This is a genomic window from Streptomyces sp. DSM 15324 (assembly GCF_001514285.1).
GTDB lineage: Bacteria > Actinomycetota > Actinomycetes > Streptomycetales > Streptomycetaceae > Streptomyces.
On record NZ_KQ949031.1, the window covers coordinates 174,431 to 198,611 of the forward strand.

28 protein-coding genes and 1 pseudogene are annotated in these 24,181 nt (G+C 72.4%); 14 read left to right on the plus strand and 15 right to left on the minus strand.

All coding sequences use genetic code 11. The features are described from left to right. Positions 1-102: 102 nt before the first annotated feature. Positions 103-597 carry an FBP domain-containing protein gene (locus AQJ58_RS26920; protein WP_067254648.1) on the minus strand — a complete coding sequence of 165 codons (495 nt, stop codon included), beginning with the start codon at positions 595-597 and terminating at the stop codon, positions 103-105. A 95-nt stretch (positions 598-692) separates the two neighbouring features. Between AQJ58_RS26920 and AQJ58_RS26925 the strand changes: the two genes are divergently transcribed. The 3 genes from AQJ58_RS26925 to AQJ58_RS26935 all read left to right on the plus strand — a co-directional run bounded on the left by AQJ58_RS26925 (position 693) and on the right by AQJ58_RS26935 (position 3,285). Next, the gene (locus AQJ58_RS26925; RefSeq protein ID WP_067254651.1) at positions 693-1,628 is read left to right on the plus strand and encodes a DUF3626 domain-containing protein; all 936 of its coding nucleotides are present in this window, start codon (positions 693-695) and stop codon (positions 1,626-1,628) included. A 73-nt stretch (positions 1,629-1,701) separates the two neighbouring features. After that, positions 1,702-2,991: an ROK family transcriptional regulator gene (locus AQJ58_RS26930; protein WP_067254653.1), complete on the plus strand. Its 1,290-nt coding sequence runs from the start codon at positions 1,702-1,704 to the stop codon at positions 2,989-2,991. 66 nt (positions 2,992-3,057) lie between these two features. Then, a complete protein-coding gene (locus AQJ58_RS26935) occupies positions 3,058-3,285 on the plus strand; it encodes a hypothetical protein (protein ID WP_067254655.1) in 228 nt (75 codons plus the stop codon). Between the two features lie 44 nt (positions 3,286-3,329). Here the strand turns inward: AQJ58_RS26935 and AQJ58_RS26940 are convergent. The 3 genes and pseudogenes from AQJ58_RS26940 to AQJ58_RS26950 all read right to left on the minus strand — a co-directional run bounded on the left by AQJ58_RS26940 (position 3,330) and on the right by AQJ58_RS26950 (position 6,563). Beyond that, positions 3,330-4,359: pseudogene (locus tag AQJ58_RS26940) on the minus strand (SDR family oxidoreductase). Between the two features lie 145 nt (positions 4,360-4,504). Continuing rightward, positions 4,505-5,506 (minus strand): SDR family NAD(P)-dependent oxidoreductase, encoded by a 1,002-nt coding sequence (locus AQJ58_RS26945; RefSeq protein ID WP_234360311.1) that lies wholly within the window; start codon positions 5,504-5,506, stop codon positions 4,505-4,507. A gap of 34 nt (positions 5,507-5,540) precedes the next feature. After that, positions 5,541-6,563, minus strand: a complete 1,023-nt coding sequence (locus tag AQJ58_RS26950) for a PHP domain-containing protein (RefSeq protein WP_067254660.1) — start codon at positions 6,561-6,563, stop codon at positions 5,541-5,543. 115 nt (positions 6,564-6,678) lie between these two features. Here AQJ58_RS26950 and AQJ58_RS26955 point away from each other — a divergent pair, with 115 nt between their 5' ends. Continuing rightward, positions 6,679-6,918, plus strand: coding sequence for a hypothetical protein (locus tag AQJ58_RS26955; RefSeq protein WP_067254662.1), 240 nt, complete (start codon positions 6,679-6,681; stop codon positions 6,916-6,918). On the opposite strand, the gene AQJ58_RS26960 is transcribed toward AQJ58_RS26955, so the two are convergent. Both AQJ58_RS26960 and AQJ58_RS26965 read right to left on the minus strand, forming a co-directional pair. After that, on the minus strand, positions 6,915-7,622 hold the full coding sequence (locus tag AQJ58_RS26960) for a VanZ family protein (RefSeq protein ID WP_234360312.1): 708 nt from the start codon (positions 7,620-7,622) through the stop codon (positions 6,915-6,917). The two genes, AQJ58_RS26955 and AQJ58_RS26960, sit on opposite strands and share 4 nt — an antisense overlap. Positions 7,623-7,717: 95 nt before the next feature. Next, on the minus strand, positions 7,718-8,380 hold the full coding sequence (locus tag AQJ58_RS26965; protein WP_067254664.1) for a DUF4230 domain-containing protein: 663 nt from the start codon (positions 8,378-8,380) through the stop codon (positions 7,718-7,720). A gap of 248 nt (positions 8,381-8,628) precedes the next feature. Between AQJ58_RS26965 and AQJ58_RS26970 the strand changes: the two genes are divergently transcribed. After that, entirely contained in the window at positions 8,629-9,582 is a 954-nt protein-coding gene (locus AQJ58_RS26970) for a ribose-phosphate diphosphokinase (RefSeq protein WP_067255151.1), read from the plus strand. A 56-nt stretch (positions 9,583-9,638) separates the two neighbouring features. Then, a complete protein-coding gene (gene tuf / locus AQJ58_RS26975) occupies positions 9,639-10,832 on the plus strand; it encodes an elongation factor Tu (protein WP_067254667.1) in 1,194 nt (397 codons plus the stop codon). A gap of 15 nt (positions 10,833-10,847) precedes the next feature. Here tuf and AQJ58_RS26980 read toward each other — a convergent pair whose 3' ends face one another. Both AQJ58_RS26980 and AQJ58_RS26985 read right to left on the minus strand, forming a co-directional pair. Next, the gene (locus tag AQJ58_RS26980) at positions 10,848-11,228 is read right to left on the minus strand and encodes an anti-sigma factor antagonist (protein ID WP_067254669.1); all 381 of its coding nucleotides are present in this window, start codon (positions 11,226-11,228) and stop codon (positions 10,848-10,850) included. A gap of 191 nt (positions 11,229-11,419) precedes the next feature. Further along, positions 11,420-11,887 carry a MarR family winged helix-turn-helix transcriptional regulator gene (locus AQJ58_RS26985; RefSeq protein ID WP_067254671.1) on the minus strand — a complete coding sequence of 156 codons (468 nt, stop codon included), beginning with the start codon at positions 11,885-11,887 and terminating at the stop codon, positions 11,420-11,422. Between the two features lie 103 nt (positions 11,888-11,990). Between AQJ58_RS26985 and AQJ58_RS26990 the strand changes: the two genes are divergently transcribed. Both AQJ58_RS26990 and AQJ58_RS26995 read left to right on the plus strand, forming a co-directional pair. After that, the gene (locus AQJ58_RS26990) at positions 11,991-13,445 is read left to right on the plus strand and encodes an aldehyde dehydrogenase family protein (protein WP_067254674.1); all 1,455 of its coding nucleotides are present in this window, start codon (positions 11,991-11,993) and stop codon (positions 13,443-13,445) included. A gap of 30 nt (positions 13,446-13,475) precedes the next feature. Then, positions 13,476-14,582: an NAD(P)-dependent alcohol dehydrogenase gene (locus AQJ58_RS26995; RefSeq protein ID WP_067254676.1), complete on the plus strand. Its 1,107-nt coding sequence runs from the start codon at positions 13,476-13,478 to the stop codon at positions 14,580-14,582. Between the two features lie 20 nt (positions 14,583-14,602). Here AQJ58_RS26995 and AQJ58_RS27000 read toward each other — a convergent pair whose 3' ends face one another. Next, positions 14,603-15,553, minus strand: coding sequence for an NADP-dependent oxidoreductase (locus AQJ58_RS27000; protein WP_067254679.1), 951 nt, complete (start codon positions 15,551-15,553; stop codon positions 14,603-14,605). A 71-nt stretch (positions 15,554-15,624) separates the two neighbouring features. Here AQJ58_RS27000 and AQJ58_RS27005 point away from each other — a divergent pair, with 71 nt between their 5' ends. Both AQJ58_RS27005 and AQJ58_RS27010 read left to right on the plus strand, forming a co-directional pair. Further along, positions 15,625-16,578 carry a GlxA family transcriptional regulator gene (locus AQJ58_RS27005; protein WP_067254681.1) on the plus strand — a complete coding sequence of 318 codons (954 nt, stop codon included), beginning with the start codon at positions 15,625-15,627 and terminating at the stop codon, positions 16,576-16,578. 62 nt (positions 16,579-16,640) lie between these two features. Beyond that, complete coding sequence (locus tag AQJ58_RS27010) at positions 16,641-17,492, plus strand: hypothetical protein (RefSeq protein WP_067254683.1); 852 nt, start codon at positions 16,641-16,643, stop codon at positions 17,490-17,492. 7 nt (positions 17,493-17,499) lie between these two features. On the opposite strand, the gene AQJ58_RS27015 is transcribed toward AQJ58_RS27010, so the two are convergent. Then, positions 17,500-18,063, minus strand: coding sequence for a TetR/AcrR family transcriptional regulator (locus AQJ58_RS27015; protein ID WP_067254684.1), 564 nt, complete (start codon positions 18,061-18,063; stop codon positions 17,500-17,502). Further along, the gene (locus tag AQJ58_RS27020) at positions 18,060-18,422 is read right to left on the minus strand and encodes a DUF1304 domain-containing protein (RefSeq protein WP_067254687.1); all 363 of its coding nucleotides are present in this window, start codon (positions 18,420-18,422) and stop codon (positions 18,060-18,062) included. Before AQJ58_RS27020 ends, AQJ58_RS27015 begins: the two co-directional genes overlap by 4 nt. Positions 18,423-18,538: 116 nt before the next feature. Between AQJ58_RS27020 and AQJ58_RS27025 the strand changes: the two genes are divergently transcribed. Next, positions 18,539-19,003: a PNPOx family protein gene (locus tag AQJ58_RS27025; RefSeq protein WP_067254689.1), complete on the plus strand. Its 465-nt coding sequence runs from the start codon at positions 18,539-18,541 to the stop codon at positions 19,001-19,003. Between the two features lie 64 nt (positions 19,004-19,067). Next, positions 19,068-19,460, plus strand: a complete 393-nt coding sequence (locus AQJ58_RS27030) for a VOC family protein (protein ID WP_067254691.1) — start codon at positions 19,068-19,070, stop codon at positions 19,458-19,460. A 33-nt stretch (positions 19,461-19,493) separates the two neighbouring features. On the opposite strand, the gene AQJ58_RS27035 is transcribed toward AQJ58_RS27030, so the two are convergent. Together AQJ58_RS27035 and AQJ58_RS27040 are read right to left on the minus strand one after the other, a co-directional pair. Beyond that, the gene (locus tag AQJ58_RS27035) at positions 19,494-19,799 is read right to left on the minus strand and encodes a DUF4235 domain-containing protein (RefSeq protein WP_067254694.1); all 306 of its coding nucleotides are present in this window, start codon (positions 19,797-19,799) and stop codon (positions 19,494-19,496) included. Between the two features lie 93 nt (positions 19,800-19,892). Next, positions 19,893-20,912 (minus strand): glutathione S-transferase family protein, encoded by a 1,020-nt coding sequence (locus tag AQJ58_RS27040; RefSeq protein WP_067254697.1) that lies wholly within the window; start codon positions 20,910-20,912, stop codon positions 19,893-19,895. Between AQJ58_RS27040 and AQJ58_RS27045 the strand changes: the two genes are divergently transcribed. Further along, on the plus strand, positions 20,911-22,017 hold the full coding sequence (locus AQJ58_RS27045; RefSeq protein WP_079079263.1) for a cation diffusion facilitator family transporter: 1,107 nt from the start codon (positions 20,911-20,913) through the stop codon (positions 22,015-22,017). The genes AQJ58_RS27040 and AQJ58_RS27045 overlap by 2 nt on opposite strands. A gap of 76 nt (positions 22,018-22,093) precedes the next feature. On the opposite strand, the gene AQJ58_RS27050 is transcribed toward AQJ58_RS27045, so the two are convergent. Then, positions 22,094-22,540, minus strand: coding sequence for a nitroreductase family deazaflavin-dependent oxidoreductase (locus AQJ58_RS27050; RefSeq protein ID WP_067254702.1), 447 nt, complete (start codon positions 22,538-22,540; stop codon positions 22,094-22,096). Positions 22,541-22,676: 136 nt separating this feature from the next. Here AQJ58_RS27050 and AQJ58_RS27055 point away from each other — a divergent pair, with 136 nt between their 5' ends. After that, positions 22,677-23,105, plus strand: a complete 429-nt coding sequence (locus tag AQJ58_RS27055) for a nuclear transport factor 2 family protein (protein ID WP_067254704.1) — start codon at positions 22,677-22,679, stop codon at positions 23,103-23,105. Between the two features lie 134 nt (positions 23,106-23,239). On the opposite strand, the gene AQJ58_RS27060 is transcribed toward AQJ58_RS27055, so the two are convergent. After that, on the minus strand, positions 23,240-23,863 hold the full coding sequence (locus AQJ58_RS27060; RefSeq protein ID WP_067254707.1) for a LysE family transporter: 624 nt from the start codon (positions 23,861-23,863) through the stop codon (positions 23,240-23,242). Positions 23,864-24,181 lie beyond the last annotated feature (318 nt).

A 24,181-nucleotide genomic window follows, 5' to 3' on the forward strand; every position in this document is an offset into this window, starting at 1 on the left:
CGGTCGGCAGATGGTTTCCACGGGTGAGGCGGGGCGACGCGGGTCTTCGTCCTCAGGGACCGGGTGTTCCGCCATCCGGTCGAGGGGAGGGTTGGCGCGCCCTCATGTGTACAGCTGGTCGAGGAAGGCCGACAGGCGGCCCGTCGCGCGGGCGATCTGCTCGTCCAGGGTGAGGCTCTCCTCCAGCCTGCCCCCCGACGCCGGGACCTTCCTGCCGCGCAGGTACAGGGAACAGGCCAGGTCGGTGCAGAGGTACAGGCCGACCGAGTTGCCCTCGCGGCCGGCCGCGCCCGCTTTGCGGGCCGTCATCAGCGAGACCCCGCCACCGGGGTGCGTGGTCAGACACAGCGAGCACATGCTGCGCTGTGGCAGCCCCCGCCGCGAGGACGGCAGACGCAGGGTCACACCGACGAGTTCGCCCTGCCGCTCGGCGACGAGACAACTCCGATCGGGCGCCCCCGGATCCCGCCACCCCAGGAAGTCGAGCGCGGACCAGGGGAGTTGCTCGAGCTCACGGGGCACGTACAGCCGTCCGGCCTCTCCCTTGGAGCAGTTGACGAACGAGCTGCGGATGTCGCTTTCGGTGAGTGGCCTCATGGGGAGCCTCCTGGGGTGCCTGTGCCTGTGCCTGTGCCTGAACCTAGGACCTCTAGGTCACAACCTAGGGTAAGTAGCCTCACCGGGGAGAGCCAGTGGATTTCCCGCACGTCCCTCCGTCCTCGCGCGCCCGGACGGCCCTGCGGCATGTCGCCGCCCGCTCCATCGGTCCCGCCCTCGTTCCGGGCCTGCGGATCACGCTGAACTTCCCTCCCGACCGGGAGGCGGGCGGTCTGCCGATCCTTGCCGCACTCGCCCGCGACGGCGCCTACCGCTCGCAGTTCGTCACCGGCACGAGCAACGGCGGCCTCACCGCCCACCCGGGCGGGGACCGGTGGCGCTGGGAGAGCCGGATCTTCGGCGGGGTGTACGACGACGCGGACCCGCGCGAGCGACCGGTGTACGGCGCACTCGACTTCCGGCGCCAAGTCGTCGGCGCCGCACCGAGGTTCGGCTCCTCACACCTGCGGCTGCGCCCGGCGGCGCTCACCCGTGCCACCTTCTGCTACCCCGACAGCGCGGCCGAGCCCGTCGCCTTCGGTGTCGTCGCGGCCATGCCCCTGATCGCCCTCGCGGAGTCCGACGAGCGGGACGCCCTCAACGACTACGTCGAGGCCCATGTGCACGGGGGTGTCGATCTCGCCCGGGACGTCGAGGCCCTGGTCCTGGACCCGAGCTACCGCGGCACCCCGGTCGAGGAGGCGGCCGGTGCCCTGCCCTGCCCGGTGGAGTGGCACCCCGGCTACCGCATCACCGTCGCCGAGCTGTACCGCAACGCCGCATACCGGGGCCGTGCGTACGCCGAGCTGGGCGCGCGGATCGCCGAGGGGGCGGTGGTCGACCCGCGCGTGATCGGTGACGCCGTCCGCGAGGGGCGGGCCGACCCGCAGGACCTCAAGATGCTCTGGCACACCCTCGCCCGCTTCGGCGCACCCCCGGGCGCGGGCACCGCCGAGAGGACCGAGGGCGCGGTCGCCCGTCATCGGGCCGATCTCGACCGTGCCCCCAGCTTGTCTCGCATCGTGAACTAAGGGTTGGAGGAAGTCGCGCCCGGCCCGTCCCCGAGGGTATGTTGCAGAACGGGCAGGGTGCGAAAGGAGCGTCATGACGGGGCGGAACGGGCGTACGGTACGCGATCTCAGGCGGGCCAACCGCACGGCCGTCCTGCAGCGGCTCTACTTCGACGGCCCCCTCAGCCGCTTCGAGCTGGGCCCGGCCACCGGCCTCAGCTCCGGCTCCGTGAGCAACGTCGTCGCCGACCTGGCCGCCGACGGGCTGGTCGAGGAGGCCGGCAGCGTCGACTCCGACGGCGGCCGCCCCCGCATCCTGCTGCGCGTGGCCCCCGGCAGCGGCCACATGATCGGCGTGGACGTCGGCGAGACCCGGGTGCGGATCGAGCTGTTCGACCTCACCCTCACCGAACTCGCCCGCGCGGAACGCCCGTTGCAGCAGGGGCGGTACGAGGTCGAGGGCATCGTCGGTCACATCCGGGACGGTGTCGCCGAGGTGCTGGCCACGGCCGGACTCGCCCCCGAACGGCTCCTGGGCGTCGGCATCGGCGTCCCCGGCATCGTCGAGCACACCCCCGAGGGCGGCGCCGTCGTGCACGGGCAGACGATCGGCTGGGACGCCGTACCGCTGGAGGCGCTGCTGCGCGAGGGCTCGCCGCTGCCCGACAGCGTCCCGTACTTCATCGACAACGGCGCCCGGACCCTCGGCCAGGCCGAGATGTGGTTCGGCGCCGGACGCGGTGCCCGCAACGCCGTGGTGGTCCTCTTCGGCTCCGGCGTCGGCGCCAGCCTGGTCACCCCCGAGGCGGACCAGGGCCGGGCCCTCGAATGGGGGCATCTGACGGTCCGGGTCCGGGGCCGTCGCTGCCGCTGCGGCGCCCTCGGCTGTCTGGAGGCGTACGCGGGCGCCGAGGCACTCCTCGACCGCTGGAGAGAGGAGGGAGGCCGGCCGCCCACGGACGGTGACGAGGAGGGCGCCCTCGCCGCGATGCTCGCCGCCGCCCACCCGGAGGACGGCACCGAGGGCGACCCCGCCGCCCGCGCCGTCCTGGAGGAGACCGCCGAGTACGTGGGCGCCGGCCTCTCCGACCTGATCAATCTCTTCCGGCCCGAGCGCATCCTCATCGGAGGCTGGGCGGGTCTCCAGCTCGGCGCCCGTCTGCTGCCCGCCGTACGCCGTCACGCCACCGCCTACTCCCTCGGCCATCCCGCCCGCAGGGTCACCGTCGACCTCGGCAGGCTCGGCCCCGACGCGGTCACCGTGGGCGCGGCGATCCTCCCGCTCGCGGACTTCTTCGCGCACGGCGGCCGACGCCCCGAACCCGGGCCCGTCCTTCCCCGGCCGGCCTGGCACGCGGCCCTGGAGGAGCGCATCCCGCACTGACGTTTGACCGCCCGCCGGCGAGGTACCCGCCATCGCCCCGCGAAGGGCGCACGAAGGGAGCACACCGTGGCCGCGCACCGAGAAGAGGGTCTTGGCGAGACGGGCCCTCCGGTCCCCCGAGACCTGCCCGACCAGCAGAGCCGCCCGGGCGAGGACCCCTGGGACGTCACCACCCCCGATCTGCCCGACGCCGAACTCCCCGACACCGACGAGGCCGGCACCGGCCGCCGGGGAGCCCCCGGCCCGGCCCGCGCACGCCCCGGGCAGCCGGTCCCCGACGAGCCGTCCGATTGAGCCGGAACCCGGGGAAGGCGCGCCCCCGCGGTGGACGGGCCGCCTCAGCCCACCGTCCGCCCCCGCATCGGCACCGTCGGCCCGCCGTCCCCGGACCGCAGGCCCTGCAGGAACTCCCGGAGCACCTCCGTGGCCTTGCGCTCCGGGCGCCAGCCGAGTTCGGTGCGGGCACGGGTGCAGTCCATCAGGGGCAGGCGCAGCACCGCGTCGAAGAGATGCGGGGAAGCCGGAAGGAGACGCAGGTTCCACGCCGCGGCGACGGCCGAGCGCACGGCCGTGCGCGGGAGGCGTACCGGGCGGGCGTCGAACATCTCGCCCAGCAGACCGGCGTCCACGGCCGGCTCGGCCGCGAGGTTGAACGGGCCCCGGACCTCGGTGCGCAGGGCGAGCCGGTACGCCTCGGCCGCGTCGTCCGTGTGCAGCGCCTGCACCCGCAGCCCCGGGATGTCGGGCAGGAAGGGCAGCAGGTCGGGCCGGGCCGCCTGGCCCGGCAGGAACCGGCCGCCGAAGATCCGCCGCTGCTCGCTCGCCGACTCCCGCTTGAACAGGAAAGCCGGCCTCATCCGCACCACCCGCACCTGCGGATGATCGCGTTCGAAGATGTCCAGGGCCCGCTCCAGATAGGCCTTCTCCCGGCAGTACGCGGCGTCCGGCCAGCCGTGCGTCGGCCAGGACTCGTCCACCGCGTGCTCCTTCGGGACCGGGCGAGTACGCCCCCACCGACGAGGCGTGGACCAGCACCGGCACCCGCGCGGCGGCCACCGCCTCGAACACCCGGATGCTGCCCAGCACATTGGTCCGCCAGGTCACCGCCGGGTCGTGCGTGGGCTGGAACGCCCACGCCAGGTGCACCACCGCCGCCGCGCCCTCGAACAGGGGGACCAGGCTGACGTCCTCCGACGCCAGATCGACCCCGGTCCACTCCGTCTTCGGCGGCGCCCACTCCGGCACCCGCCGGGCCAGGCCCCGCACCGAGGCGACGCCCGGATCCTCCGACAGCAGACGCACCACACTCGTGCCGACGTTCCCGGTGGCCCCGGTGACGACGACATCGCCGCCCGTTGAGCTGCTCACCTTCGGCTCCTTTCGACGGTCCTGCACGAGACGACCGCCGAGTACCCCCGCACGGCGACCCGGCACGCGCCCGGCGCCCGGGAGACCAGCCCAGGAGGCGAGGTCAGGAGGCGGGGTCTAGGAGGCGAGGTCAAGGGAGCGAGGTCTAGGAGGCGAACGCGTTCACCCCGGTCAGCTCGGCCGAGAGGTCCCACAGCCGGGACGCCTGCTCACGGTCGGTCGCCCAGGCCTTCACCCCGGTGCGCTCGCCGCTCTCCGGAGCGGGCTCGGCGATGTCGCAGTCCTCCAGGTAGACGCCGCCCATGCCGTCCAGCTGCGGGGAGGTCGCCGCCCACACCTGGGTCGCCGCGCCCTGCTCCGGCGTCTTGAAGCCCGGCTGCGGGATCGGGTTGCCGTCCTCGTCGATCCAGCCGTTCGCCATCATCTCCTCCCTCGGAAGATGCCGCTGGAGGGGCGTGAGGATGCCACCGGGGTGGAGCGCGAAGGCCCGTACACCGCGGTCCCGGGCGAGCGCGTCGAGGTGCACGGCGAACAGCACGTTCGCCGTCTTGGCCTGCCCGTACGCCTGCCACTTGTCGTAGTCCCGCCGCCAGTGGACGTCGTCCCAGCGGATGCCGGAGAAGTGGTGGCCGCGCGAGGACACCGACACCACCCGCGCCCCGCCCGGCTCGATCGCCGGCCAGAGCCGGTTCACGAGGGCGAAGTGACCGAGGTGGTTCGTGGCGAACTGCGCCTCCCAGCCCGGCCCGACCCGGGTCTGTGGGCAGGCCATGATCCCGGCGTTGTCGATCACCAGGTCGAGCGTGCGGCCCGAGGCGAGGAAGCGGTCGGCGAAGGCGTGCACGCTGTCCAGGTCGGCGAGGTCGAGCTCGTCCACCTCGACGTCGCCGATGCCGTCGAGGTTCTCCCGTGCCGTCCGCGGGCGCCGCGCCGGTACGACGACCCGGGCGCCGGCCGCCACGAGCCCCCGCGTGGTCTCCAGGCCGAGTCCGGAGTAGCCGCCCGTCACGAGCGCCAGCCGTCCGCTCAGATCGACGCCCCGCAGGACGTCGTCGGCGGTGCTCGTGGCATCGAAGCCCGAGCCGATCTTGTGCTGCGCGGTGCGGCCCTCACTCGTGGTGCTGTGGCTCATGTCGCTGTTGCTCATGGTCGGAACGCTACGAATTGGAGTGCGCTCGAAGTCAAGCGGAGACGTCCGTCCGGGACCACTCCAGCAGCCGGTCCACCGGCCAGGTCGTCACGATCCGGTCGGCGGGCACCCCGCACTCCTCGGCCCGCGCGCAGCCGAGGATCTGCCAGTCCAGCTGGCCGGGGGCGTGCGCGTCGGTGTCGACCGAGAACAGCACCCCCGCCTCGACCGCCCGCGTCAGCAGCCGCCGGGGCGGGTCCAGCCGCTCGGGCCTGCTGTTGATCTCCACGGCCGTGCCGGACGCGGCGCACGCCGCGAACACCTCGTCCGCGTCGAACTCCGACTCCGGCCGCCCCCGCCCCTGCACCAGCCGCCCCGTGCAGTGCCCGAGGATGTCGGCGTGCGGATCCCGTACGGCCTTCAGCATGCGCCGGGTCATCGCCCGCTTCTCCATCCGCAACTTCGAGTGCACGGACACCACGACCACGTCCAGCCGGTCGAGCAGCTCGGGCTCCTGGTCCAGGGAGCCGTCCTCCAGGATGTCGCACTCGATACCGGTCAGCAGCCGGAACGGCGCCCAGGACGCGTTCAGCTCCTCGACCACCTCCAGTTGGGCGCGCAGCCGCTCCGGCGAGAGCCCCCGGGCGACCGTCAGCCGGGGCGAGTGGTCGGTCAGCACGGCCCACTCGCGGCCGAGGGCCGCCGCCGTCCGGCCCATCTCGTCGATCGGACTGCCGCCGTCGGACCAGTCGGAGTGCAGATGGCAGTCGCCGCGCAGCAGGGCCCGCAGCGGCCCGCCGGCACCGTCGGTGAGCGGCCGACCCGCCTCCTCCTGGAGTTTCCGCAGGTAGGACGGCACCTCGCCGGCCAGTGCCTCCCGCACCACCTGGGCCGTTCTCGGCCCCACGCCCTTCAGCGACTCCAGCGTGCCGGAGCGGGCCCGCTCGGCCACCTCGCCCTCGGGCAGCTCCGCCAGCACCCGGGCGGCCGTACGGAAGGCCTTCACACGGTACGTCGGCGCCAGGGACCGCTCCAGCAGGAAGGCGATCCGGTCCAGGGCATCCAGCGGATCCATGGCCACCTCCTCGCTCCAGCGTTGCCCAGCGCGGCGCCCGGCGCACGACGGGCGGTGGCCCCGCTGGGTGATTCCTGATGATTCATGACGGATGGTTGCGCTTTAGGCTCTAGTCATGACCGAAGTCGCGAGCCCCTTTCTGAACCAGCCACGGATCATGGTGCTCGGGGTGCAGCCGGGTACGCCCCCGTTCCGGATCGTGGAAATCGACGGCGAAGTGGTCGGTTCCGCGCGCACCGTCACCGACGTCCTGGAGACGGCCGCCGCGTTCGGCATCACCGTCCACGACCTCGACGACCCCAATGTCGTGCGCTGGGTGGGCGGCGACAGGTACACCTGGAAACCGCGTCACTAGGAAGCCCGCCGCCGGGGCCGGGGAGCGTGCACCGCGCGGCTCATCCGGCGTCCGAGCAGCAGGTAACCGACGAGCGCGCCGGTCGTGTTGAGGATGACGTCGTCGATGTCGAAGGCGCGCCCGGTGATGAGCGCGCCCTGCGCGAACTCCACCAGCAGCATCACGGACGCCGTCAGCACCAGGACCCGCAGCATGCCGCGGGCCTTGGGCGCGAGCACCGGCACGAGGATGCCGAACGGCACTCCGAGCAGCACGTTCCCGCCGATCTGCTTGACCGCGTCCCGCAGCGCGGGCTGGTCCAGATAGGCCCGCAGCGACCGGCCCGGGTGCAGATTCGAGTGCACGAGCGCCTCGGAGGCGGGGGAGGGCTCCAGCGTCAGCCGCGCCAGCACGACGGCGAACCCCACCATGAAGGCGAAGGCGAACAGCATCGCGAGGAGCCGCAACGGGAAGGGCATCGGGCGGGGACCGGAACGCGCCGGCGCCTTCTCCTTGCGCGCCGCCTTCCTGCCGGGCGCCGCCTTCTTCCCGGACGCGCTGGTCCTCCCGGGCGCTGCCTTCGTCCGGGACACGACCCTCCGCCAGAGCGCCGCCTTCTTGCGAGGTGCCGCCGGTGCGGCGGGCGCGGACGCGTCCGGTGGCTGTTCGCCCTTGGGCGGGCGCAGGCGGAACACGGGGCGTGGGCGTGAGGCTGCACGGGCCATGCTGTCCTCCAGTCTTCAACTTACCTGCGTCGTAGGGCGGTTACCCGCTGACGCCCCGAGGATGCGCACGGCCCGTGGGAACACCGCTCGGCCGGTCAGGGCCCGTAGGTGACCTTGACCTCCGTGAAGCCGAGGGAGTGCAGCAGACCCTCCAGCATGTCGGTGGTGTTGGTCTCGGCGCGGGAGGTCAGCTCGCTGTCCTTCGCCGCCTGTGCGATGTGCTTCACGGCGAGCTTCTGCACGGCCTGCTCGCTGTTCGGGTTGTCCGAGAAGAGATCGCCGAGGCGGTCGAGAAGACCGCGCTGCTTGGAGACCGCGTAGGAGCGGTCCGGGTCGAGTGCCGGTTTGCCGAGCTGCGCGTGCGGCAGCCGGAGCGTGGCGGACGTACGGTCGCCGTCGACCGTCACGTCGTCGTCGCCCAGCCTGCCGAGGTCGACGTAGGCCTCCACGGTGCCCGCCCCCACGTACAGCGTGCGGGTGCCGTGCAGGGCGTCCGGGAGGTACTTGGCGTCCTTCTCCAGGTCCACGACGACCTGGAAGTTGCCGGAGGCTGCGTCGTAACGGCTCATGTCCTGGATGGACTTGAGCAGGGCGGGGCCCGAGCGGTCCTTGGTCTCGGTGCCGAAGAACTCGCGCAGCCCGGGCAGCAGGCTGAGCCGGATCCCGGCGAACATCACGGTGAGTACGACCACGACCGCGATGAGTACCTTGGCCCAGCCGGGTATGCGCCCCTGGAGGCGTTTGACGGGAGTCGTCATGGCGACGGCCCTCCTTCCTGTCGAGACGGATTCCCGGCAAAGCCCTTGCCGCACCGCCTTGTTGACGATCTGTGACACTAAGCGAGGCCGTGGGCCATGATGGCCGCGGCCCGTCGGGGGCGCGACGAGCGGGCAGGTCGTGCTCACCCGGTCGGCCCATCCGCCCGGCCGCACGGTTCGGCGGGGTCCGTAGCATGAGAGATCCCGTGAGAGATCCCCTCCAGACGGACCTGGTCGAGGAGTCCTTCGTGCGAGACATCTCCGTGTTCAGCGGCAGCGCCCACCCCGAGCTGGCCGCCGAGGTCTGTTCCCATCTGGGCGTGCCGCTGAGCCCGACCCGGCTCAGCAGGTTCGCCAACGACTGCCTGGAGGTCCAGCTCCAGGCCAATTGCCGGGAGAGGGACGTCTTCCTGGTCCAGCCCCTGGTCAAGCCCGTGCAGGAGCACCTGGTGGAGCTGCTGCTGATGTGCGACGCGGCCCGCGGCGCCTCCGCCGGCCGGATCACCGTGGTCATGCCGCACTACTCCTACGCCCGCTCCGACAAGAAGGACGCGCCCCGGATCTCCCTGGGCGGCCGTCTGGTCGCCGATCTGATGGCGGCGGCCGGGGTCCACCGGGTTCTCACCATGACCCTGCACTCACCGCAGGTGCACGGCTTCTTCTCGATGCCCGTGGACCACCTGCACGCCCGTCGCGAGCTGGCGGCCCACTTCCGCCGCTACGACCTGACCTCCACCACCGTCGTCTCGCCCGACCTAGGAAACGCCAAGGAGGCCGCCGCCTTCGCCCGGATGATCGGCGCCCAGGTGGCGGCCGGCGCGAAGCAGCGCTATGCCGACGACCGGGTCAGCATCAACTCCTTGATCGGCGAGGTCACCGGCCGGGACGTCATCGTCCTCGACGACGAGATAGCCAAGGGCAGTACCGTCCTCGAACTCCTCGACCGGCTGCGGGAGCTCCAGCCGCGCTCGATCCGGGTGGCCTGCACCCACGGTCTGTTCGCGGCCGGCGCCCTCAAACGGCTCAGCGATCAGCCCGACGTCCTGGAGATCGTCTGCACCAACACCGTGCCGGTGCCCGCCGAGGAGCACACCGACAAGCTGCGGATCCTGTCCATCGCCCCCGCCCTGGCCGAGGCCGTGCGCCGTATTCACAACGGTGAGTCCGTGAGCGCCCTGTTCGACGCGGCCCGCAGCGAATAGACAGGAAGGAGTGGATACGCGCATGTCGTCACCCATGTGACCAGGGAGGGCTCGCAGTGGCGAAGGCGAAGTTCGAGCGGACCAAACCGCACGTCAACATCGGCACCATCGGGCACATCGATCACGGCAAGACGACCCTCACGGCAGCCATCACCAAGGTGTTGCACGACAAGTTCCCCCAGCTGAACCCGTTCACCCCGTTCGACCAGATCGACAAGGCGCCCGAGGAGCGGCAGCGCGGCATCACCATCTCGATCGCCCATGTGGAGTACCAGACCGAGCGCCGGCACTACGCCCACGTGGACTGCCCCGGGCACGCCGACTACATCAAGAACATGATCACCGGCGCGGCGCAGATGGACGGCGCGATCCTGGTGGTCGCCGGCACGGACGGGCCGATGCCGCAGACGAAGGAGCATGTGCTGCTGGCCCGGCAGGTGGGTGTGCCGTACATCGTCGTCGCCCTCAACAAGACGGACATGGTCGACGACGAGGAGATCCTGGAGCTGGTCGAGCTGGAGGTGCGCGAACTGCTCACCGAGTACGAGTTCCCGGGCGACGAGGTGCCCGTCGTACGGGTCTCCGCGCTGCGCGCCCTGGAGGGCGACCCGCGGTGGACGCAGTCGGTGCTGGACCTGCTGGACGCGGTCGACGAGGCGGTGCCGGAACCGGAGCGGGACGTGGACCGGCCGTTCCTGATGCCGATCGAGGACGTCTTCACCATCACCGGGCGCGGGACGGTCGTCACCGGCCGCATCGAGCGCGGCACGCTGCGGGTCAACAGCGAGGTGGAGATCATCGGCATCCACCCGCGGAAGACGAGGAGCACGGTCACCGGTGTGGAGATGTTCCGCAAGCTCCTCGACGAGGGCCGGGCAGGGGAGAACGTCGGTCTGCTGCTGCGCGGGGTCAAACGGGACGAGGTGGAGCGGGGCCAGGTGGTGATCAAGCCGGGCTCGGTCGCCCCGCACACCCGGTTCGAGGCGCGGGCGTACATCCTGTCCAAGGACGAGGGCGGCCGGCACACGCCGTTCTTCCAGAACTACCGCCCGCAGTTCTACTTCCGTACGACGGACGTGACGGGCGTGGTGACCCTGCCGGAGGGCACCGAGATGGTCATGCCGGGCGACAACACCACCATGCTGGTGGAACTGATCCAGCCGATCGCGATGGAGGAGGGGCTGAAGTTCGCCATCCGCGAGGGCGGGCGGACCGTGGGGGCCGGACAGGTCACGAGGATCGTGCGGTAGGGCCGGGGAGTGCGGTCATAAGGTGCCGGACGTGGCCTCGGGCTGCCCGAGGGCCGCGTCCAGTGTCGTCGCGGGCGGCAGTAAGCGGTGCAGGCCGGTGGCCCTGAGGACGCGCAGGGCCAGCGGGTGGGTGCAGACCAGCCGCAGTTCGCCGTCCTGGTCGAGCACCCGGCGACGGGCCCGGTACAGCAGGCGCAGTCCGGAGCAGTCGAAGAAGTCGATCCGGGAGAGGTCGATGACCACCCGCGGGGCGGGCCCGGCGGTTGCCTCGTCGAGCCGTGGACCGATCTCCGTCGCCGCGACGATGTCGATCTCGCCGCGGAACTCCAGCACCGTGTACCCCCGCTCCTGCCGGACGCCCAGGTGCGGGGTGTCCGCGGCGGGTTCCTGCTGCACGACGACATCGCCTCCAACCCGCTCCACCGGTCGGGAGCCTCCAACGCGGGGGCAGCGCACAGCAGTTCCCCGCCCCAGCAAGGTACCCCCGATGGAGTGAATTTCAGCATGTTCGATTGACATATGTCTTCGAAATTCGGGCGTGTCTCGACCGAGTTTTTTCGCGCCGTGAGCGAAGGGGTGCGAGAAGCTTACGAGAGGGCCTGCCATGCCGTGGACAGGGCTGTCCTGAACTGCTCCGTCTGGTGCGCCGTGAGCTCTCGCACCATCCGCTCCTCCAGCTCCCGGACGGGCTGCGCGTACTGTTCCAGCAGTGCGCGCGCGTCGTCGGTGAGCAGGATCATCAGCTCGCGCCGGTTGCGCGGATTGCGCTCGCGGCGGATCAGGCCGCGGCTCTCCAGGGAGCGCACCAGATCGGCGATGGACTGGGCGGTCACGAAGGAGTCCCGGGCCAGCTGGGCGGCGGACAGTCCGTCGTGCCGCTCCAGGACGGTCAGCGCCGTGTACTGCAGGGCGGTGATCCCGGACGGCTTGACGAGTTCGTCCAGCCGGGATCGCACGACGAGCTCCACCTGCTTCACCATGTAGAGCAGGGACGGGGGAGCCTTGTGGGGCGGGCGCGCGGAGGTCGCCGCCTGGGTCGTCTGGGTGCCGGCCATGAGTCCGAGCGTAGACCATTGACAGGAAACCTGTCCGTAATGAGACTCGGACCAACAGGAATCCTGTTATTTGAAAACTTGGCAACGATGCTGAGGAGTGGCGATGACCACCTTCGAGATCGACCCCGGTCGACTGTTCATCGGGGGACAGTGGCGCGAGGCCGCGGACGGAGCGCGGACCGAGGTGGTCGACCCGTCCCGGGGCGCGGTCGTCACCACCGTCGCCGAGGCGGGCGCCGCCGACGTGGACGCCGCGGTGCGGGCCGCCCGCGAGGCCTTCGACTCCGGCCGGTGGTCCGGGCTCAGCGGCCGCGAGCGCGGCCGGATCCTGCTGCGGGTGGCCCAGCTGATCCGCGAGGAGGCCGACGAGATCGCCCGGCTGGAGAGCCTGGACGTCGGCAAGCCGATCACCCTGGCCCACGCGGTCGACGTCACCAACGCGGCCAACGACTACGAGTACTACGCCACGCTCGCCTTCTCCCTGGAAGGCGGCAACCGCGACATCCCGATGAACGCCCTCGCCTACACCCAGCGGGGCCCGATCGGCGTCGTCGCCGCCATCACCCCGTTCAACTTCCCGCTGATCCTGGCCGGTTCGAAGCTCGCCCCGGCCCTCGCCGCGGGCAACACGGTCGTCCACAAGCCCGCCGACGAGACCCCGCTGAGCGCGCTGTACATGGCGGGACTGCTCCAGCGGGCCGGGGTGCCCGACGGCGTCGTCAACGTCGTCACCGGCACCGGCCCGGTCGCGGGCGAGGCGCTGCTGCGCCACCCCGGCGTCGACAAGGTCGCCTTCACCGGCTCCACCGCGATCGGCCGGCACGTGGCGGGCATCGCCGGTGAGAACCTCAAGCAGGTCACCATGGAACTCGGCGGCAACGCCGCGCACCTCGTCTTCGAGGACGCCGACCTGGAGAAGGCCGTCGGCGCGGTCATCAAGGGCTTCGTCTTCAACAGCGGCCAGTTCTGCATGGGCGGCCCGCGCCTGCTGGTGGCCCGCCCGGTCTACAGCACCCTGCTGAACATCCTCGCCGAGGCCGTCCCCGGGGTGCCCGTGGGCGACCCGCGCGCCGCGGAGACCGTCGTCGGACCCATGGCGGGGGAGAAGCACCTGCGCAAGGTCGAGGAGTACGTCGACCTCGCCCGCAAGGAGGGCGCCCGGATCGTCTGCGGCGGTGAGCGCCTCGACCTGGACGGCGGCTACTACTACAAGCCCACCGTCATCGCCGACCTCCCGAACGACTCACGGGTCGTCCAGGAGGAGATCTTCGGCCCCGTCCTCACCGTCCAGCCCTTCGACGACGAGGACGAGGCGGTCGCCCTCGCCAACTCCACCCCGTACGGCCTGGCTTCGGGGGTGCAGACCGGCAACCTCGCCCGCGCCCACCGGATCGCCGACCGCCTCCAGGCCGGCATCGTCTGGGTCAACGACTGGGCCATGCTCGACCCGGCCGTCCCCTTCGGCGGCGTCAAGGACTCCGGCTTCGGCCGCGAGTACGGCCCCGAGGCGCTCGCCTCCTACACCAAGGTCAAGTCCGTCGTCGTCTCACTCGACTGAACCAGCCGCCCGGCCAAGGGAGTTCCATCGATGTCCATCACCACGCGCGCGGCCGTCGTCGAGTCAGCCGGAGCGCCGTTCACCCTCTCCGAGGTCGTCCTCGCCGAGCCCGGCCCGCACGAGGCGGTGGTCCGGCTGGTGGCGGCCGGCCTGTGCCACACCGACCTCGGGGTGCAGAGCGGCGGACTGCCCTTCCCGCTGCCGGGCGTCCTCGGCCACGAGGGCGCGGGGGTCGTGGAGGCGGTCGGGGCGGCCGTCACCGGGGTGGCCCCCGGCGACCACGTCGTCCTCTCCTTCACCTCCTGCGGCGAGTGCCGCAACTGCCACGGCGGCCACCCCGCCTACTGCGCGAGCTGGCTGCCGCTGAACCTCATCGGCGGCCGCCGCGCCGACGGCACCAGCACCATCAGCCGCGACGGCGAGCCGCTCGGCGGCCACTTCTTCGGCCAGTCCTCCTTCGCGGAGCGGGCCCTGGTCGACGAGCGCAGCCTGGTCAAGGTCGACCCCGAGGTCCCCCTGACCTCGATCGCCCCGCTCGGCTGCGGTGTGCAGACCGGGGTCGGCGCCGTCTGGAACGTCCTGCGCCCCACCGCCGGCGACACGGTCGTCGTCCTCGGCGCCGGAGCCGTCGGCCTCTCCGCCGTCATGGCCGCCGCCCTCGGCCCCGCCACCACCATCATCGCCGTCGACCGCGTCGCCGAACGCCTCGAGCTCGCGAAGGAGGTGGGCGCCACCCACACCGTGGACGCGGGACAGGTCACGCTCGGCGAGGCCGTCGCCGAGATCACCGGCGGCCGGGGCGCCGACGGGATCGTGGAGACCACGGGCAGTACGGCCGTACTGCGCCAGGGGGTGGACGCGCTCGCCGCCCGCGGCACCCTGGTCGTCGTCGGCGCACCGCCGTTCGGCAGCGAGGTCGCCCTGGACGTCAACGGGCTGCTCGGCGGCAAGCGGGTCGTCGGCCTCACCCTCGGCGACAGCGAGACCCAGACCTTCATCCCCGCCCTGGTGGAACTGGTCAAGGCGGGACGGCTCCCGCTGGACCGGCTGATCGGCACCTACGCCTTCGAGGACATCGGACAGGCGGTCCAGGACATGACCTCGGGCAAGACCGTCAAGCCGGTGCTGACCTTCTGACGTCCGCCGCCGGCGGACCGTCAGTCCACCGTCAGGACCAGCTTCCCCGTGGTCCGGCCGGTGTCGCCGAGCCTGTGCGCCTCGGCGGCATCGGCCAGCGGGAACGCCCCCGCGATCGTCGGGCGGAGCCTGCCCGCCTCCACCAGCTCGGCGATCTCCCGCATCCCGGCCCGGTCGGCGTCCACGAGCATCCGCACCGCGCGCACCCCGAGCCGCGCGGCCTCCTCCTCCAGCTCCCGGGAGCCCGTCGGCAGGATCGACACCACGATCCCGCCGGGCCGCAGCACCCGCAGGGAGCGCGTGGCGTTCTCCCCGCCCACGGTGTCGAGGACGACGTCGATGTCCTTCACGGCCTCGGTGAAGTCGGTCTCCCGGTAGTCGATCACCTCGTCGACACCCAGATCCCGCAGGAAGGCGTGCTTGCCCGCGCTCGCCGTGCCGATCACGTACGCGCCGCGCGCCTTGGCGATCTGCACCGCCACATGCCCCACGCCACCGGCCGCCGCATGGACCAACACCCGCTGTCCGGCCGCGAGTCCGGCGTTCTCCACCAGCGCCTGCCAGGCGGTCAGCGAGACCAGCGGCAGCGCTCCCGCCTGGACGTGGTCGACACCGGCGGGCTTGTGCCACAGGGCACGGACCGGGGCGACGACGTACTCGGCGTGCGAACCGTGGCCGTAGGGGTACGGCAGCATCCCGAAGACCTCGTCGCCCGGGACGAACGTCGCGACGCCGATGCCGACCGCCTCGACCGTCCCGGAGACGTCCCAGCCCAGGACGAACGGCGGCTCGCCCAGGAACCCGCCCGTGGCGCGGTGCTTCCAGTCGGTCGGGTTGACCCCGGCGGCGCGCACCCGCACCAGGACCTCGTTCGCCCGCGGCGCGGGACGCGCCGTCTCCTTCTCCTGCAATACCTCGGGACCGCCGAGGACGTCCTGGCCGATGACTCGCATCGTGTTCTCAGTGCTCATGGTCGACCAGCCTGCCCGGCCCCGCACCGCCGGGAAATGGCATGATTGCCAACCTCCGATAGAATCATGCCATGTCCGCAGCAGCCCCCCACCGTGTCGTCGTCCTCGCCCTCGACGGCGTCTACCCCTTCGAGCTCGGCATCCCGAGCCGGATCCTCGGCGCCGCCGACGGGCGCTACGAGGTGCTGACCTGCACGGTCGACGGCCGCGCGGTGCACACGAACGCCGACTTCACGGTGGGGGTCGAGCACGGCCCCGAGGTGCTGGAGACGGCCGACACGGTCGTCGTCGCGTCCGTGTCGCCCGAGCGGCTCACGGAGGAACTGCCGCCGGCGGTCGCCGGGGCCCTGGCCCGGATCCGCCCCGACACCCGGATCGTCTCGATCTGCACGGCGGCCTTCGTCCTCGCCGCCGCGGGTCTCCTCGACGGCCGCCGGGCCACCACCCACTGGAACTGCGCCGACCGCTTCCGCCGTATGTACCCGCAGGTGGACCTGGACCCCGATGTCCTCTTCGTGGACGACGGCCGGGTGCTGACCTCGGCCGGCGCCGCCGCCGGCATCGACATCTGTCTGCACCTCATCCGCAAGGACCACGGCAGCGAACTCGCCAACAGGGTGGCCCGCCGCTGTGTGGTGCCGCCGTTCCGTGACGGCGGGCAGGCGCAGTACATCGAACAGCCGGTGCCCGAGGCCGGTCCGGCGAGCACGGCGGCCACCCGGGCCTGGGCCCTGGCGCACCTGGATGAGCCCCTCGCCCTCGCCGACCTCGCCGCGCACGCCCGGATGAGCCTGCGCACCTTCGCCCGCCGCTTCCAGGACGAGGTGGGCGTCAGCCCCGGCCGCTGGCTGATCCAGCAGCGGGTGGTGCACGCCCGGCACCTGCTGGAGGCCAGCGACCTGACCGTGGACCAGATCGCCGGCCGGGTCGGCTTCGCCACCGGCGCCTCGCTGCGCCAGCACCTGCACGCGGCGATCGGGGTCTCGCCGCAGGCCTACCGCAGAACGTTCCAGACCGCGCGCTGAACGTACCGGCCCGCTCCGGCGTCGTAGGGACACGGGATCGACCGGAGGAACGGGGGGCGCGCATGCGCAGAGGACTGGCGGTGGCGACAGCGGCACTGGTGACGGCCGTGGGCTGTGGGCCGGAGGAGCGGGCGGACCCCGTCGTCGGGGGATCGCCGCCGGCGACGCCGTACACCGGACCGCTGGACGTCGCGACGACGACCCTCGACACGGACACCCCGCGGTCCCTGCTCGCCGAGTCCGGCGCCGCGGGCCGGGCGCTGGAGTGCGACGGCGAGATCTACACCGGCGGCGGCCCCGACGGCTGGAGCGCCGGTGACGGCGGTGACACCCCCGAGGACGGGCTGCGGCTCTTCTTCGACATGTTCCAGCCGCAGGTCCCGGGCTCCGGCTACCGGGTGGAGCGTGAGGCGGACGGCCGGGTCCTGTACTCGTACGACGTCGGCGGCCGGACGAAGGTCGCGGTCGTGGTCGCCCAGGACCAGAAGGGCCGACCGGGCTGGGGCCCGGAGACGAACGCCTCCTGCGACCCGGCCGAACTCCCCGCCGCCGTCACCGACTCCCTCGGCCTGGAGATCTGGACCGACCGCGACGGACACCGCGTCGCGACCACCACCGTCACCAGCCACGCCGGTGCGGAGCACTGCGGCTGGCAGAAGGCGCACTTCCTGGGGACGGGCCGGGGCGAGGGCTACCGGCAGTACGTCCGCGACCCCGGCGGCGTGCTCGAATCCGGCCTGCTCACCGCCCCGTACGACGCGGACGTCCGGATGCCGGCCGACGCCCGCGGCACCGGCTACCGCTACGGTCACTGGCGCTTGTGGCTGACGAAGGACCGTAAGACGGCCTACGTCCGCACCCCCGACGGCGTCGAGGCCTGGCCGTCGGCGAAGAGGGCGGTGGCCTGCAAGTGAGGACCGTTCAGCGGCTCGCGTGCAGGGCGACCAGCAACTGCCAGACCTGGTCGGCGATCTCGGCGGGGGTGCCGCCGAGGTCGCCGTGCAGCCAGTCGGCCAGCACTCCGGCGAAGGTCGCGGCGACGGCCGAGGCCACCAGCGGGGCGTCCGCCGCGCCGGCCCGCTCGCGCTCCCGCAGGCTGTAGGCCCGCAGGTCCCGGTGGAGCACCCGGCCGAGCGGACCGCCGCCGCCCGGCGCGAGGAGGGTGCGGTAGAGCGGGGCGTGCGGGGTGAGCGAGGCGAAGAACTCCGCCAGGGCGCCCGGCGCCCGCACCGGGTCCGGCCGCCCCTGCCAGGCGTGCAACGCCTCCACGGCCTCGCGGACGACATCCGCGCAGGCGTCGACGGCGAGGGCCTCCAGATCGGGGTAGTGCACGTAGAAGGTGGCCCGCCCGACGCCGGCCCGCCGCACCAGCGCCGCCACGCCCACCTCCTCCAGCGGCCGCTCCGCGCACTCCGCCAGCAGCGCGGCCCGCAGGCGGGACCGGGTCCGGGCCGCCCTCGGGTCCTCGGCCTCCGCCCGGATCACTGCGCGATCAGCACCGCGGCCAGGGCGAGCGCGCCGGGCAGCGCCTGGGCGAACAGGATCCGGCGGTTGGCGGTGACCGCGCCGTACACGCCCGCGACGATCACGCAGGACAGGAAGAACACCTGTGCCGCGAAACCGGTCGGGTCCCCGGCGATCAGCCCCCACACCAGTCCCGCCGCCAGGAACCCGTTGTACAGCCCCTGGTTGGCGGCCATCGGGGCGGTGCGCCGCGCCATCTCCGCGTCGAACCCGTGGAAGCCCATCCCCGGCTTCTTCTGCCACAGGAACATCTCCATCACCAGGATGTAGAGATGCAGCAGCGCCACCAGCGCGACCAGTACACCCGCAAGAATTTCCATGATCTCCCTCAACTTCCTGGACAGGTGTCCACTATAGCGGGACACCTGTCCAGGAAGTCCAGCGGGGTGGCGCCGGTCCGTGGTGCGGGGGCGCGGCCCGCGGCCACACTGGAGACATGACCCCCGCACCGGCACGCACCGCGCAGCAGCGCAAGTACGACACGCTCCACCGGCTGGAACACGACGTCGACGTCTGGGTCGCCACCGCCGCCGAGGACGGCGACACCCCCCAGCTGGCCCCGCTCTCCTACGTCTGGGACGGCACCGTCCTGCTGGTCGCCGCCCCGCTCGCCACGCCCACCGGCCGTGCCCTGCACGACACCGGCGTGGCACGTCTCGCCGTCGGACCGGCCGACGACGTGGTCATGATCGAGGGACGGGCCGTCGCCGTCCCGCCCGCCGACCTCCCGGAGGAGGACGCCGAGATCTTCGCCGGCAAGACCGGCTTCGACCCGCGCGCCCTCGCCGTGCCCCACCTGTACTTCCTCATCCGTCCGCAACGGATCGAGTCCTGGCGGACCCGGGAGGAGACCGGGGGGTGCGAGGTGATGCGGGACGGCCAGTGGCTGGTGGCCGGCTGAAACCGGGGTATCCGCAAGGACCGGGACGGGAGCCGCCCGTCCCCGACCTCGTGGAGGAGACGACATGGCCGTGGTGAAAGCGGGCGTCGTGGTGCCCGACTGCGCCGAACCGGAGCAGCTCGCCGAGTTCTACAAGGGGTTCCTGGACGCGGAGGAGACCGACGTCTGCGCCCACCGCGTCGAGATCCGGGGCGCCGACGGGACCCGGCTGGCCTTCCGCCGCGACGCCAACGCGACCCCGCCGAGCTGGCCCCGCCCCGAGAACTCCTTCCAGGTCCACCTCGACTTCCTGGTCGACGACCTCGACGAGGCCGAGCGCAGAATCGTCGGTCTGGGCGGCCGCCCCCTGGACACGAACGGAGCGCCCGGCCCCCACGAGGAACGCGGCTACGCCGACCCGTCGGGCCACTCCTTCACCCTGCGCCGCACCACCCCCAGGGCCCCCACACTGGGCTGACGGTCCGGGACCGCCCGTGAGGTCCCGCCCCTTTCAGTCCCGGCCCCCCTTCTCCTTCGTCGGCCAGGTGCCCGTCGACCGTTCGATGGCCTTCGCGCCCGTGCGGTCGGCGGCGCTGCGGACCGCTGCGAAGATCGCGCCCTGGAGCGCCGCGGCCAGCAGGATCTCGGCCCAGCCACGATCGCGGTCCAGGGCGTCGGGGGCGTCGTCCTCGTGCCGGATCGCCTTCCACGCCTTGCGGAAGGCGACCCCGGCCAGCGCGCCGCTCGCCCAGCCGAAGACGAAACCGACAGGCTGGTAGACGAGCGGGAGCTTCCTCTTCCTGGTCTTCCTGGCCACCGGGTCCTCCTTGTCGCAAACCTCGAAATTCTTGAAATACCCGACCCGGGCGGCTTGCGCGAACCACTGCGAACCGCGTGGACCGGTACCGGTTCAGGGGCGCCCCCGCGCCGGGACCTCCTCCTGCGCGCGGACCGGTCCCGGCGCGGTGCCGTTCCCGAAGGGGCGCCCGCCGAGCCGCTCCCGGCCGTGCGGGGTCGTCCAGCCCGCCAGGTCCGGCCCGACGGGAACGATCCTCGTCGGATTGATCCCGGTGTGCACCTGGTAGTAGTGCCGCTTGATGTGGTCGAAATCGACGGTGTCACCGAAACCCGGCGTCTGGTAGAGGTCCCGGGCGTACGCCCACAGCACCGGGTCCTCCGTCAGCTTCCAGCGGTTGCACTTGAAGTGTCCGTGGTAGACCGCGTCGAAGCGGACCAGCGTGGTGAACAGCCGTACATCGGCCTCGGTGATCGTGTCACCGACCAGGTAACGCTGCCGCGCGAGTCGTGAACCCAGCAGCTCCAGCCGCCGGAAGACGGCCGCACAGGCCTCCTCGTACTCCTCCTGCCCCCGCGCGAACCCCGCCCGGTACACCCCGTTGTTGACGTCCTCGTACACCTCGGCCATCACCGTGTCGATCTCCGCCCGCAACTCCTCGGGGTAGAGGTCCGGCGCCCCGGGGCGGTGCAGGGCCCGCCACTCGGTGGCCAGGTCGAGGGTGATCCGCTGGTAGTCGTTCGTCACCAGCCGGCCGCTGGGCACGTCCACGATCGCCGGCACACTGACGCCGCCCGGATACCCGGTCTCCCGCCGGTCGTAGGCCTCGCCGAGGAAGCGGATGCCGAGGACCGGGTCGCGCTCGCCCGGATCGAGGGTGAACCGCCAGCTCCGGTCGTCCTGGAGGGGATCGGCGATCGCCATGGACAGCGCGTCCTCCAGACCGAGCAGCCGCCGGGAGATCACCGCCCGGCTCGCCCACGGGCAGGCACGGCTGACGACGAGGCGGTAGCGCCCGGCCGTCACCGGCCAGCCGTCCCGGCCGTCCGCGGTGATCCGGTCCCTGAAGTGGCTCCTGGACCGCCGGAACCGCCGGTGCCCGTACCCGCTGTTGCCGTCGCCCCCGTCGTTCATGGCACCTCCCGCTGCTCCCGCCGGCCGCCCGGCTCGGCGACCTGCTGACCGCGTTCCCCGATTTCCGCGCACCGCACGGTGTGATCCCGAACTGCCGGGGCAGTCGGCACGGGTGAGCGGGACAACACCGAAGCCGAAGCGCGACCCTGCCCGAAAGGCGCGGGCCGACCGCCGGACGCGCCTGACCGTGCTGGTGGCCCTCGCCGCCAACCTCGTGATCGCCGCCGCCAAGACGGCCGGGGGGCTGCTGGCCGGCTCGCCCGCGCTGCTCTCGGAGGCCGCGCACTCCGTCGCCGACAGTTTCAACGAGGTGTTCCTGCTCGCCGCGCTGCGCCGCAGCCGCCGCCCGGCCGACCGGCGCCACCCCTTCGGCTACGGCAAGGAACGCTTCTTCTGGTCGCTCCTCGCCGCTGTGGGAATCTTCGTCATGGGCGGCTGCTTCTCCTTCTTCCAGGGCGTGGAGGCCCTCCGAAGCGGTGCGGAGGAGAAGACCAGCGGCTATGTGGCCGGTCTGATCGTCCTCGGCGTCGCCCTCCTCGCCGAGGGCCTCTCCCTGCTGCGCGCCCTTCACCAGGTGCGCCGGCAGGGCGGCACGTCCCGGCTGCGCGACCCGGCCCTGCGCACCGTCGTCGCCGAGGACGGCACCGCCGTCCTGGGTGTCACCCTGGCCGCCGTCGGTATGGCGCTGCACATGGTCACCGGCAACGTCGTATGGGAGGCGTCCGCCTCGCTGGCGATCGGCGCGCTCCTCGTGTTCGTCGCCTTCCAGCTCGGCCGGGAGGCCCGCGACCAGCTCATCGGCGTGGCCGCCGACCCCGAGACCGGCGACCGTATCGCGGAACTGCTGGCCGCCCAGCCGGAGATCGACAGCGTGGAGGCGCTGTTCACCATGAAGACGGGCCTCGACACGGCCCTCGTCGCCGCGCGCGTCGATCTCATGCCGGGCCTGGACAGCGAGCGGGTGGAGGAGGTCGCCGACCGGATCAAGCGCGCCATCGGCGACGCGGTCCCCGAGGCCGACGCGATCTTCCTCGACGTCACCGACCGTCCGCCGCACGGGGCACGCAAGAGCCCCGCCGCGACGGGGGAGCGCGGCGGGGCCTGACTCTCGCGTGCCCGGTGCGGGCCGGTTCATGCGCGCCGGGCACGGATTCTGCTACGAGGGCACCGCCGCCGTGCGGTCAGCGGCCCTGCGGCTCGGCGACGAACACGGGAATCTCCCGGTCGGTCTTCTTCTGGTAGTCGGCGTACGGCGGGAACGCGGCGACGGCACGCTCCCACCACTCGGCCTTCTCCGCGCCGCTGATCTCACGGACCGTCATGTCCTGCTTCGCGGGACCGTCCTGCAGTTCCACCTGCGGGTCGGCCACGAGGTTGTGGTACCAGACCGGGTGGGTGGGTGCCCCGCCCTGGGAGGCGACGAGCGCGTACCGCCCGTCGTGCTCGACCCGCATCAGCGGGGTCTTGCGGAGCTTGCCGCTGCGCGCGCCCCGGGTGGTCAGCAGGATGACGGGGAGCCCCGTGTCCAGCAGTGTCGTGCCCTCGGTGCCGCCGGAGCCCTCGTACAACTCCACCTGCTCGCGTACCCACTGGGTCGGGCTGGGCTCGTACTCGCCTTCGAGAGGCATGGTATCCGTCCCTTTCGTCACATGGTCGCTCACGACCGGCTGATCCCCTCAACACCGGTGCCCCCTCGTTTCATCCGCACCCCCGTTACCTGCCGGGTAATCGCGCCGCCCGCACCCCGTCGGCACACTCGGAGCCATGACGAAGACGACCGGCACCCGCGCCGTGACCGAGGAACTGCTCCGCCGTATCGGCGAGGGCGACCCGGAGCGGATCGCCGCCCTGTACGCCGACGGCGTCGACTGGCGGCTCTCCTGGCCCGAGGACGCGCACGACCGCGCCGAGACGCCCTGGATCCGGCACCGGTTCACCGGTGCCGAGGCGGCCGACCACTTCCGGTCCCTGGCCGCCCACCACCGGCCCGGGGCGGCGGACACGCGGGTCGAACACGTCCTCGTCGACGGCGCCGACGCGGTGGCGCTGGGCGAGATACGGCAGACCGCCGCCCCCACCGGACGCCCCTACCGGGCCGCGTTCGCCCTGCACCTGACCGTCCGCGACGGCCTGATCGTCCGCCACCACGTCTACGAGGACAGCCTGACCGTCGCCCGAGCCTTCACTCCGTGACCCGCGCGGGGCTTTCACTGCCTGACCGTCGGCCGAGCCTTCAGCCCTGCCCCGCAATGGCCGTCCTTCCCCTGCCCCGCCCGGGTCGTCCTCCCCCTGACCCCTGGGTCCTCCGCCCCCCGGCCCACCCGCGTCTACATCACCATCCCGACAGCCAGCACCGTCATCACCCCGCTCGACACGAGTGCCGTCGCGAGGCGTCCGCGGTGGCCGGTCAGGGTGCGACCGAGCAGGGCGCCGCCCCCGGCCACGAGCAGTTGCCAGCTCGCGGACGCGACGAACGCGGCCAGCACGAACGCACCCTGTTCCAGCGGGCGTACGGCGTCCGTGGTGCCGGTGCCGAGGACCAGCGCGGCGAAGTAGACGACGGTGGTCGGATTGAGCAATGTGATGCCGAGCAGGCCCAGGTAGGCGCGGGCGGCGGTCGGTGGCGGGGGCAGGGAGCGGGTGGCGAGCCGACGGGCCCGGTACTGGCGTACGGCGGTCAGGGCGCCGCGCAGCGCCAGGACCAGCAGCACCAGGGCCGAGGCCCAGCGCAGCGGCACCAGCACCGGCCGCAGCGCGGCGGCGAGCGCGGACCCGCCGACGGTGGCCAGCAGGGCGTAGAGCCCGTCGGCGGTAGCGATGCCCAGCGCGGCGCACGCGCCGGTGCGCAGGGAGGTGCGGGCGGTGAGGGAGACGAGGTAGGTCGCGACGGCCCCGACGGGTACGGCGATGCCGTAGCCCGCGATCAGGCCCGCGACGAGCGCGGCCGTCACGGACGCGCGGGACCGGGCCTCCGGGGACGGACGGGCTGCTGCTGGAGCCCGGCCGGAAGGACGGCGTCGGACATCAGCGGCAGAAGAACGTCGATTCGAGGCATGGCCGGATCGTGCGGCCAGAGCGCACCCGCCGGCAAGTGATTTTCGGTCCCGGGTCCGGCCCTCGGCACCGAAAGAACCTGAGCCGGGTCCTCGCGGAGTGGATGGTTCCGGCCATCTTGTCCCTTTCGCCGATCTGGCCGAACTCCCTGTCGTCCTATAGATGCCCCGGGCATCTAATGAAGATCGGCACGCCGCACCCTTCGTCTGCGAGGT